The organism is Acinetobacter sichuanensis, assembly GCF_003024515.2.
Taxonomy (GTDB): domain Bacteria; phylum Pseudomonadota; class Gammaproteobacteria; order Pseudomonadales; family Moraxellaceae; genus Acinetobacter; species Acinetobacter sichuanensis.
This window is the reverse complement of the sequence record NZ_PYIX02000062.1, coordinates 1-11,170: the sequence shown is the minus strand read 5'-3', so window position 1 is coordinate 11,170 and position 11,170 is coordinate 1. Positions and strand designations below refer to the sequence as shown.

Below are 11,170 nucleotides of genomic sequence, written 5' to 3'. Positions count from 1 at the left end.
TGAAAATTAGAAAATAATACAGCATAAACGAAGATTGTTTATTCATATTTTTTAAATTAAAAATCATATATTTACTATTTTTATATATCTATAAATTTTTATTATCCCTATGTCTAATTGCTCATAAACTTTGTCTTGCGTATATTGCGCCGACCTTGAATTTTACTTGAAAATTCATGTGAGAAATCTGGACAAGTACTCATGGGAGATGAGAACGATGACAATGGAAAACATAGATATTAATTCTGTAGTCGATAAGGCGAAATTTACCCCGTTTCACTTCAATGTAGTGGCTTGGTGCTTATTGATTATTTTATTTGATGGATATGACTTAGCAATTAATGGGGTAGTGTTACCTTTATTAATGCAAGATTGGGGTTTAAGTGCAGTACAAGCAGGGATGCTTGCAAGTACTGCATTAGCAGGCATGATGTTTGGCGCAATGTTTTTTGGCTCTTTGGCTGATAAAATTGGGCGTAAAAAAGTCATTATGATCTGTATTGTGTTATTTAGTGGTTTAACATTTGCTGGAGGCTTTGCCTCAAATCCAACTGAATTTGCAATTTTACGTTTTTTAGCAGGTTTAGGTATTGGCGGCGTAATGCCAAACTTGGTTGCATTAACTTCCGAATATGCACCAATTAAAATGCGCAGTACATTAGTAACAACAATGTTTAGTGGTTATGCAGTGGGTGGCGTCATGGCTGCTTTATTAGGTTCATGGTTTACTCCAAGTTTTGGTTGGCAAGTGATGTTCTTTATTGCTGGTATTCCTTTATTTTTATTACCTGTGATTTGGAAGTTCTTACCTGAATCTTTAGCATTTATTGTGAAAGAAAATAAGCAAGAAAAAGCGCGTAGTATTGTGCGTCGTCTTGCACCAAATTTAACTGTCACTGAAAAGACGACTTTTACTTTGCCAAAAGTTGAGGTGCCTGAAGCGGCGAATGTGGTCAGTTTATTTCGTCGTGGACGTGCAACAAATACGCTTTTGTTTTGGTTAGCATTTTTTACATGTTTATTGACAATGTATGCCTTGAGTAGTTGGTTGCCAAAATTGATGATGGCAGCAGGTTATTCAATGGATAATAGCTTGATGTTCATGATGGTGATGAATGTCGGAGCAGTTGTTGGGATTGTTGGAGGAGGGATTTTGGCTGATCGTTTCCATCTGAAACCTGTATTAATGTGTTTAGGAATTATGGGGGCGATTGTAATGAGCTTGATGGGCTTTCAATCCAACCAATTTCTTTTATATATTTTAGTCTTTTTAGCTGGTGCAGCATCTATTGGCTCACAAATGCTGTTGTATAGTTATGTTGCACAATATTATCCATTGGCAATTCGCTCTACAGGAATTGGCTGGTCTTCTGCAATTGGTCGTATGGGTGCGATTGTTGGACCTATTTTAATTGGTGGTTTACTCGGAATGAGTTTACCTGCGCATTTTAACTTTATGGCTGTTGGTTTACCTGTTCTCATTACTGCAATTGCTGTCGCTTTAATTATGAATGATGACGAGTCTGAAAAAATTGATGCAAGTGCATCAGTAGTTGCCAAAGTTTAATGATTTGTTTCTTATAAAGTCTTTATTTATTAGAATCGATGAATAAAAAAATCTCCCCTAGCTCTTAGAATAGGGGAGATTTTATTTTTAAAACAAAAATTAGATAGAGAATGAAGATCCACAACCGCAAGTTGTTGTTGCGTTTGGATTATCAACAATAAAGCGAGAACCTTCTAAGCCTTCAATATAATCAACTTTTGAACCAACTAGATATTGGTAACTTAAGGAGTCAACTAACATTTTGACATCACCATTTATAAATTCTGCATCATCTTCATTCATATTTTCTGCAAAATTAAAACCATAAGAAAAGCCAGAACATCCACCACCTGTTACATAGACACGTAACATTAAATCCTGATTACCTTCGCTATCACGAAGTTGGCGAACTTTATTTGCAGCGTTGTCTGTGAGCTCAAGTGCTTGGGCATTCATGCGATTGTTCCTCAAATTCAAATGGCTTAAATGAAAAGACCATATATTTAGTATAGCATACTCAATATATGGTCAGTGAGTCGACTTTAAAGTAAAATCAGACTAAATTTATCGGATTTAAACTAAAATTATTTATAGTTCTCATCTTGTAATGCACATTCAAAGTTTTTAGGGTCATTTTTACAACGGAATTGCCATAAAAGCTTCATCATTGGTTTACTATAGACGCCTTGTTTGGTCAAACTAATTCGTGATTCACGCATTAATTTTTGATAACCAGCTTTGTCTGATTCAGGTACTTGCATCCAGTATTTAGCAGGAATATCAGCTTTCATTTTACCAATGATCGTAAATGCACGAGGCAGCTGTGAACGTACCCAATCACGTGATTTTTGACCAAAACCTGCTGGGAATTTATCAGTGCGAATAATTAAATTACCTGTGACCTGTAAGATCGGATAATTCACAATCGCACCTTTTGAGCCCAGACCTTTATGCAACTCTAAAGGTTTAAACACGGCTGCTGGAGCACCAATAATATCCACTTGTCCATTATTAAACTTTGCTCCAAAGTTTGTGACATCAGCACTAACGGCTTGTGCACCTACTTGTTGCACCATGATTTTTTGTGCTTGGTCATAGTCTAAAACTGCAATTTTTTTACCTGCTGCTTTCGCAACAGTATTAATATTACGGTCATTTACCATGAGGAAGGCATCACCTACAGGAATGACACCGACGACTTCATATTGACCATTGACCATATGTTTAGCAAAGTTTGGAGATGTTAAACCTTGCATGATTTTAACAGCAAGATTGAGGTCGGGGATGGCACCAATAGCATCGAGTGATCCTGTAAAGTTATTGAATTGGCGACCACGCATACCTGTGACACTAATACCATCACATTTACCTGCTTTAAAATCTTCTGCGATAACACCTTCGTTTTGATTTACTTTGAGTTCAATATCAGCGCCCCAAGCTTTTGCAGCAAGCTGATAATCTTTCATTAAATTAAAAACATCACCATTTTTACCCACCAAATCAAATACACAGATGACTTGTTTTGCCTGAGCAGTTGACACCGCTGCACATAAGCCTGCTGTAACTAAGAGCATCTTAGACCATTGCATTTTATTTTTTCCTTTCCATGATCAATTTATTGTTTTGTTCTATGTTGAATTGAATATTTTTTTCATTCAAAAATAGAACTAGATTGATATTGCTGGCTTAAATTCTGCATTTTTTATTGGATATACTTTTCAACGAAGCAAAAAATAAATCAGCTTAAAATATCAATTTTATACAAGATTAAGACTTAATCATTGATTCAACAATGACTTAAATGACAGAAAATAAAATTAAAAAAACCCAGAACGAATTCTGGGTTTTTCTTTTAAATCAATATTATTCGCCAGCTAAAGAGCATTCGAAGTTCGCTTTATCGACAGAACAACGTGCTTTTTTCAATACTGACATCATTGCAGGGTCATAAACGCCCATTTTTGTTAACTCTAAACGACCATCACGCATCATTTTTTGATATTTCAATTTATCATCAGCAGTTAAATTTACTTTGTATTTTGCTGGAATTGATGATTCTAAACGGCTAATCATAGCAAAACTTTTTGGTAAGTTTTTAATGAAGTAGTCACGTGATTTTTGACCAAATCCTGCTGGGAATTTCTCTGGACGAATCAAGAAATCAGCCGTAATTTGCATCACTGGGAAGTTAAATACAGCACCATTGGTACCTAAACCTTTGTTTAATTCTAAAGGTTTATAAGCATATGCTGGCGCGCCAATCATATCAACTTGACCGTTATTAAATTTCGCAGCAAAGTTTGAGATATCTGAAATAACCGCTTGTGCACCTACACGTTGTACAATAACTTTTTGAGCTTGGTCATAGCCAAGAACAGCAAACTTTTTACCTGCCGCTTTTTCAATTGAGTCAATATTTTTATCACGTACAAAAATGAAAGCTGAACCTAGTGGTGCAATACCAGCAACTTCATATTTTTTGCCGCCTAAGTTTGATACCATTTTGCCAGCATTACGAGCATCTAAAGCAAAAGTAATTGCTTTTTGTGCAATACCGTTACTTGGTACACCACCTAAAGAATCGATTGAACCAACGAATTTGTTATACTGACGTGCGCGCATTGCTGTCATGAATACGCCATCACATTTACCTGCTTTAAAGTCGTTATCAGCAACAGCTTCATCTTGTTTAGGGATTAAGTTAACATCAGCACCCCAGCCTTTAGCAGCAAGAGCCCATTCTTGTGCCATTTGGAAAGATTCACCAGATTTACCTAATAAGTCAAATACACAAATATCAATTGCTGCATTTGCAGTTGTTGTGCTTAAACCTATGATTGTTGTTGCAGCAGCTAAAGCTATTTTTTTCATATTTTGATCCTTGTCAATTATACGTCCATAATTGGAGTTTCTTTTAAACGCAATCTTAATCAAATTTTTTTAAAAAAAATAGAGCTTTTACTCCATTTTTTTGTATATATTCTACCATTGCATTATTTTATTTTTCACAGTAATAGTAAGCAGTTGTAAAAAAATTATTGTGAAATAAGTTTTTGTATTTTATTCACTTTTTTTTGAAATTTTACGCTTATCACAATTAAAGCATTTAAAAAAACAAAAAATGATATAAAAAATTGAATGTCTTCGTATATTTCTTATTACAAGTAAATATGTTTTGACTTACATTGTTTCAAGTTAAAATCTGTCAAAAGCTAAAAAATTAATGACAGATTTATGAAGAGAACAAAAAAGTAGACAAATTTTTCAGCTTTATTCGTCAGGTAAAGAGCATTCAAAGTTGGTACGATCCACAGTACAACGTGCTTTTTTGAGTACAGACATCATGGTTGCATCGTATACACCACGTTCAATAAGTTCGATACGTACTTCTCTTAATAATTTTTGGTATTTGATTTCATCTTCTTTTGAAATATTAAGTTTATATTTGGCTGGAATTTCTGCTTCTAAACGTTCAATCAATTTAAAGGTTTGTGGCATTCTTTTTAAAGACCAAGCTCGTGATTGGCTACCAAAATTATTTGGAAATTGATCGGCTTTAATAATAACATCAGCCGTGACATGCATGACAGGATAAGTAAACATAGCACCTTTCGCGCCTAAGCCTTTTTGGATTTCTAAAGGTTTAAATGCATAAGCTGGTGCTGGGACTGAATCAACTTCACCTGAATTAAATCTTTTTACAAAATTAGATAAATCAGAGGGAACACCGATCGCCCCCACACGATCTACAGCAGCTTTTTGAGCGATATCATAGTGTAAATACGCAAACTTAATCCCTTTTGCTTTGTCAAATGAGTCAATTTTGCGATCACGAACAAAAATATAAGCCATGCCTAAAGGGCTGATGCCTGCTAATTCATATTTTACGCCATTTTTAACAGAAATGAGGCGCTTGTCATTACGTTTATCTAGCGCATAAGCAATCGCTTTTTGTGCAATTGCATAAGTAGGTACACTCCCTACAGCATCAATTGAACCGCCAAACTTATTGTATTCACGTGAACGCATAGAAGTCATTGCAACGGCATCACATTTGTCAGTTTTGAAGTCATTATCTGCTTGTTCTTCTGTTTTATAAGGAATTAAATTGATATCTGCTCCCCAAGCTTTAGCAGCCAAAGCCCATTCTTCCATAACTTTGTATGATTCACCTGCTTTACCTAAAAGATCAAATACACAGACATTTTGTTTCGCTTGTACTGTAGGAGACATAAAAATGCCGAAAGTACAGGCTAAAAATAAATTTCTTTTCATTTTTATTCCCTAAACTTTTATCCAATTGAATTCATAAGTTTTTATCTGTTTTAACATAATAATGTGATAATGATCAAATATTAAATGCTGAATGGTCAATATAATTTTATAATGAGAGCTTTAATACCTGACAAGATCATTTTGGATATATTGAATAATCAATAGATTTTTTTCTTAAAGATCATTTTTTTTGTTTTTAATATGCTGATTTATATTGTTTTTAAGTTTTAATAATCTTGAGAATTTTAAAATGAAAAAATACCAAATCAATTATAAATCACTTGAAGATTGTTTAAATAATATTCATTAAATCGAAATATATAAATTGCACACTAGAAACATAATTTATAGCGATTAGAGAATATAAATGCATCTTCCAAATAAAAAAAGTACATTGGTTATTTTAGCATTATCAGTGACTTTGACAGCATGTAATGATGATAAAGATAATGTGACAGTCATTACACCACCCACTCAAAATAAAAATTTAGAGCTGAATATCGTACATATTAATGACCATCACTCTCATTTAGACGAAGATAAAGATGGCTTTACATTAAAAATGAATGTTGGCAAAGGCGATGAAGAATTTAATGCAAGTAAAGGTGGCTTTGCACGTGTGGCTGCTTTTATTCATCAAGTTCAAGCAGAAAAGAAAAATGTTTTTAAGATGCATGCAGGCGATGGAACAACAGGCGATTTATATTATAACTTAACAGAGGGTAAGGCAGATGCAGATGCTATGAATAGCGTTTGTTTTGATACTTTTACACCAGGAAATCATGAATTTGACTCAACTGATGCAGGTTTGAAAAAGTTTATAGATTTTTTAGATCAAGGCACTTGTGAAAATAAAACAAAAATTTTATCTGCTAATGTGACTTTTGGTGCATCTTCTCCGTTATATCAAACACAACGCATTCAAAAATCACAAATTTTTGAAAAAGATGGTGTAAAGTTTGCTGTAATTGGATTAACGATCGCAAATAAAACAAAAAACTCTTCACAACCAAATACAGATACCTTATTTGCTGATGAAATTGAAACAGCACAAAAAGAAATAAATCAATTAAAAGCGCAGGGCATTCATAATATTATTTTACAAACTCATGTTGGATATGATTTAGACCAAAAATTAGCGACATCTTTGACGGATGTTGATGTCATTATTGGCGGAGATTCACATACTTTATTAGGTCCAAAAATTTTGGAAAAATATAGTTTAAGTCCAGAGGGTGCTTATCCGACCCGACTTAAAAATAAAAATGGGGATTTGGTGTGTATTGCACAGGCATGGGAATATAGCAATATTGTTGGTGAATTAAACGTAAAATTTAATCCTGAAGGTCAAATAGAAAGTTGTAGTGGTACACCGCATGTATTACTCGGTGATGATATTAAACGCACAGTTGATATTCAAAAATACAATGAAAATTTAAAAAAATACAATCAAAATAAAAATATAGAACAACAAAAAATCTATACACGTAATGAAATTATCAATGTCTCTGAAAATGAGAAAAATATCATTAAAAATCAGATAAAAATAGATCAGGCACCATTAGATTTTATACAACCAGACTCTAAAACATTAAGTCTTTTAAAACCTTATCAGATTCAAAAACAAAAATTTGCAGAAGAAGTGGTTGGACAGGCTACGGATAATCTTTGTTCTCGTCGTGTACCAGGAACACAACGTGATATAGGACGCTCAACTTTAGGTGATATTTGTAATAAAAATAACCATGTTGATCAACATGGTGGCGATATTCAACAAATAATTGCTGAAGCTTTCTTGCAACAAGGTAAAGCATTTTTTGGAGCAGATATTTCTTTCCAAAACGGTGGTGGTGTACGAGAAGATGTTGCACAAGGTGATGTTACTGTAGGGAAAATTTATAACGTTTTACCGTTTAAAAATACCTTAGTACAGCTCAATATGACAGGTACAGAAGTCAAAGCAACGCTAGAGGATGCGATTGATAGCGTCGTTGTACAAAATAATACAGGCAGCTACCCTTATACAGGTGGGCTGCGTTGGAACGTTGATTTTAATAAAAATAAAGGACAACGTTTAAGTCAAATACAAGTACGTAATGCAACAGGAAAATATGAAGCATTAGATTTGAATAAAACTTATAAAATCGTGACGATTGATTTTTTAGCAAATGGTAAAGATGGCTATACCACTCTAAGCACAATTACAGGCACACGTCGTACGAATGTGGGTTTAGATTATGCGGAAGCATTTTTGAAATATACGCAAGCTTTGTCAGGGCAAACAGGGCAAAAGAAAATTAATAAATTATCAACTGAAAATTACAGTACCCAACTTTTTGTAGATAAAGCCAAATAAAAAAATGTGTACAAAAATCCTGCTTTGTCAGGATTTTTGTATTTATACAGAAAAAAACTTGAAGTTTGAAAAATGAGCAATTAAGATAACGCCAAAATCAGCCATTGTGGCTTTGATCAATAATGATTCCAATTGAAATTTAACCTTTATTCATCTTGTACGTTGCCTTTGACAAGAGATATCTTCACACTTAACTGGTTGCAGGATGACCATAATATCTTGATTTAACCCGCCATTTATTTGATCCAAAACAGCAGAATTGTATTTGGAATATTCGGGAGAAAAATCATGTTGTTAACTGTACTTATGCACTTTGGTTTGCAATAAAACCATATAAAACTGAACGCTTTAAATTGCGTGAAAAATTTAAAAACTTTTTAAAGAATATAAATGCTTTCAGTACGTTGTTTTAATGAAAAATGACGCGCGTACTGACATTTAAAAAATTGTTAGTGAAAATATGAATAAATATGTAAATCAACCTTTTGCCAATGATGTGCAACAAGGTGAGATGGAGAATTTTACTGAAATTCATCCATTGGCGAAGCTATGGGCTTTTCGTTTTTTAGTTGAATTAGGTGGTGCAAAAGAGTTTATTTCAGACAATTGTTTTAATAATCAGTGGATTGCAAAACAGTTGGGCTTTTCTGAACCTTTGTTAAATGATCAATTTAACGAGCAAGCTGCCTATCAAGAACTTAAACAGCTTCATCAAAATATTGAACAGCAGCATTTAAATCAGCCATTTCAATTTAGTGAAGAATTACAATTTAATCTTAAATTATTACAACAGCTTTTAGATTTAAATGATGTTGAAAGTCTGATTTTAGGTTTTGTGATTTTACTCAATAGCGAACAGCTTTTAGATGATATTGCAGATACATTAGGCGAGTTAACAGCGTCTAAAACCTTACGTGCATTAGCGATTGTGTTGGATGTGCCTTATGAAGAAATTCGTCAAGCACTCTCTACACAAGGGCGATTACATCGTAGTGGTTTAGTCAGTTTACAGCAGTATTACCGTAATTATTTACGTATTAAATTAAGTTTAGTCTCAAATCAATTGGTGGATAAATTACTGGTTAAAGCCAATGATGTGATGGATTTATTCACAGGTACGATTAATAAAAGTGATAGGGCTGAACTTACGATTCAAGATTATCCTCATCTACAAAAAGATTTAAATTTATTGCTGGCTTATTTAAAACAAGTCAAAAATACCAAACAAAAAGGTGTAAATATCTTCCTTTATGGAAGCTCAGGTACAGGTAAAACGCAGCTATGTAAAGTCTTAGCTGCTGAGTTAGCGGTACAACTTTTTGAAATTTCTTATGAAGATGCGGATGGTGATGCCATTTCTGCAACAGGGCGTTTATGTGCTTATCGTGCAGCACAATGTATTTTTGACAGCCAATCTGCTTTATTGATGTTTGATGAAGTTGAAGATGTATTTAATGATACTGAAAATGGAATGGGAATGAAAAGTACTGCCCAGAGTCGTAAGGCTTGGGTAAATCGTATTTTAGAGCAAAACCAAACACCTACAATTTGGGTGTCTAATTCTGATCAGCTTGATCCTGCATTTATTCGTCGCTTTGATATGGTCTTGGAAATAAAAGTACCGCCGAAAAAGCAACGTATGAACTTTATTGTTAAACAATGCGGTCATGAATTAGATCCAATGTATCAAGAGGCATTTTCAAATATCGAACAGCTTTCACCTGCGATTTTAAATCGTAGTTATAAAGTTGCGAAAATGGCAAAAATGCACAATGACGATTTAGCGCTACCTAATAGTATGACGAAATTAATTTCAAATACATTAAAGGCGCAAGGTTTTCGTGCAGTTAAATTACAAGACAGTAATGCTTTGCCACAATTTTATGACCTGAGTTATATCAATACACCCTCTAACTTAAAAGACATTGCCACAGGAATTCAACGCCATGGCTTTGGTCGTTTATGTTTATATGGTGCATCAGGTACAGGTAAAACGGCATTTGCACGTTGGTTGGCTGAATTCATTGATCAACCTTTGCTGATCAAGAGAGGCTCTGACTTAATTTCACCTTGGGTTGGGCAAACTGAACAAAACTTAGCACAAGCTTTTGCTGAAGCTGAAGAGCAACAAGCGGTATTATTGTTAGACGAAGTCGATAGCTTATTACAAGATCGTCGACAAGCAAGTAAGTCTTGGGAAATTTCACAAGTAAACGAGTTCTTGGTTCAAATGGAAAGTTTTAACGGGATTGTTGTTGCAACAACCAACCGTTTTGAAGAATTAGACCAAGCTGCTTTACGTCGTTTCGATTTTAAAATGCACTTTGACTTCTTAACCTATGCACAGCGTTTTGCTTTATTGGAAAATGTTTGCCAACAATTAAATCTTGAAATAGATGAAACTCAAATCAAAACACAGCTACAAGGATTAAATCGTCTTTGTGCAGGAGACTTTGCTGTCATTGTCCGTCAAGCGTGTTTTCAGCCCTTCAAAAATGTAAATGCTGTACTACAACACTTACATGAAGAAATGGCTGTTAAATATAAAACTTCACAAAGTATTGGATTTACCGCATCAAATTGATGCGGTTTTTCTTTTTTAATCGAAAATTAAAAAATGTGGACTAAATTTTCAGCAGTGATAATGAAAAATAAATTACCAAAATGCTTTAATTGTGAAAAAAATAATTAAAAATGATTAAAAAATAGATAAAAAAACATTTTTTTAATGATTTTCGTAGAAAAAACACCCATACAATAAAAAACTTTAAAAAAAGGGGTTGCGTCGCATCTGAAATACTGTAGAATGCACATCCATCGGCGGTGATGAAGATTAAAACTTCTGATAAAACAATGACTTGGTTGAATTGATTGAGTTGGGTTTTAGAAAGAAGGATTGAAAATAATTTTCATTATTAGTTGACTTTTTAGAGATAGAGAGTAATATAGCCGACCTAGCTTGCTGCTGACGAAGCAGTAAGAAGATCATTAAA

At 33.8% G+C, this 11,170-nt stretch carries 7 protein-coding genes; 3 read left to right on the top strand and 4 right to left on the bottom strand.

Going from position 1 to position 11,170, the window contains the following annotated elements; all coding sequences use genetic code 11:
* The first annotated feature begins 217 nt into the window (after positions 1-217).
* Entirely contained in the window at positions 218-1,567 is a 1,350-nt protein-coding gene (locus C9E89_RS20460) for an aromatic acid/H+ symport family MFS transporter (protein ID WP_107010028.1), read from the top strand.
* A 99-nt stretch (positions 1,568-1,666) separates the two neighbouring features.
* On the opposite strand, the gene erpA is transcribed toward C9E89_RS20460, so the two are convergent.
* From erpA to C9E89_RS20440, 4 genes are all read right to left on the bottom strand, one after another.
* On the bottom strand, positions 1,667-2,002 hold the full coding sequence (gene erpA / locus C9E89_RS20455; protein WP_107010027.1) for an iron-sulfur cluster insertion protein ErpA: 336 nt from the start codon (positions 2,000-2,002) through the stop codon (positions 1,667-1,669).
* Positions 2,003-2,130: 128 nt separating this feature from the next.
* Entirely contained in the window at positions 2,131-3,135 is a 1,005-nt protein-coding gene (locus C9E89_RS20450; protein WP_107010026.1) for a putative solute-binding protein, read from the bottom strand.
* 274 nt (positions 3,136-3,409) lie between these two features.
* Complete coding sequence (locus tag C9E89_RS20445; protein ID WP_107010025.1) at positions 3,410-4,417, bottom strand: putative solute-binding protein; 1,008 nt, start codon at positions 4,415-4,417, stop codon at positions 3,410-3,412.
* 399 nt (positions 4,418-4,816) lie between these two features.
* Positions 4,817-5,821, bottom strand: a complete 1,005-nt coding sequence (locus C9E89_RS20440; RefSeq protein ID WP_107010024.1) for a putative solute-binding protein — start codon at positions 5,819-5,821, stop codon at positions 4,817-4,819.
* A 367-nt stretch (positions 5,822-6,188) separates the two neighbouring features.
* Between C9E89_RS20440 and C9E89_RS20435 the strand changes: the two genes are divergently transcribed.
* Both C9E89_RS20435 and C9E89_RS20430 read left to right on the top strand, forming a co-directional pair.
* Positions 6,189-8,177 (top strand): 5'-nucleotidase C-terminal domain-containing protein, encoded by a 1,989-nt coding sequence (locus C9E89_RS20435; protein WP_107010023.1) that lies wholly within the window; start codon positions 6,189-6,191, stop codon positions 8,175-8,177.
* Between the two features lie 460 nt (positions 8,178-8,637).
* Positions 8,638-10,761, top strand: coding sequence for an AAA family ATPase (locus C9E89_RS20430; protein WP_107010022.1), 2,124 nt, complete (start codon positions 8,638-8,640; stop codon positions 10,759-10,761).
* The last annotated feature ends 409 nt before the right edge of the window (positions 10,762-11,170 follow it).

Excerpts from the sequence above, each read along its gene's own strand:
- erpA (WP_107010027.1), bottom strand. The coding sequence starts at position 2,002 with ATGAATGCCCAAGCACTTGAGCTCACAGACAACGCTGCAAATAAAGTT.
- C9E89_RS20435 (WP_107010023.1), top strand. The coding sequence starts at position 6,189 with ATGCATCTTCCAAATAAAAAAAGTACATTGGTTATTTTAGCATTATCA.
- C9E89_RS20440 (WP_107010024.1), bottom strand. The coding sequence starts at position 5,821 with ATGAAAAGAAATTTATTTTTAGCCTGTACTTTCGGCATTTTTATGTCT.
- C9E89_RS20445 (WP_107010025.1), bottom strand. The coding sequence starts at position 4,417 with ATGAAAAAAATAGCTTTAGCTGCTGCAACAACAATCATAGGTTTAAGC.
- C9E89_RS20450 (WP_107010026.1), bottom strand. The coding sequence starts at position 3,135 with ATGCAATGGTCTAAGATGCTCTTAGTTACAGCAGGCTTATGTGCAGCG.
- C9E89_RS20430 (WP_107010022.1), top strand. The coding sequence starts at position 8,638 with ATGAATAAATATGTAAATCAACCTTTTGCCAATGATGTGCAACAAGGT.
- C9E89_RS20460 (WP_107010028.1), top strand. The coding sequence starts at position 218 with ATGACAATGGAAAACATAGATATTAATTCTGTAGTCGATAAGGCGAAA.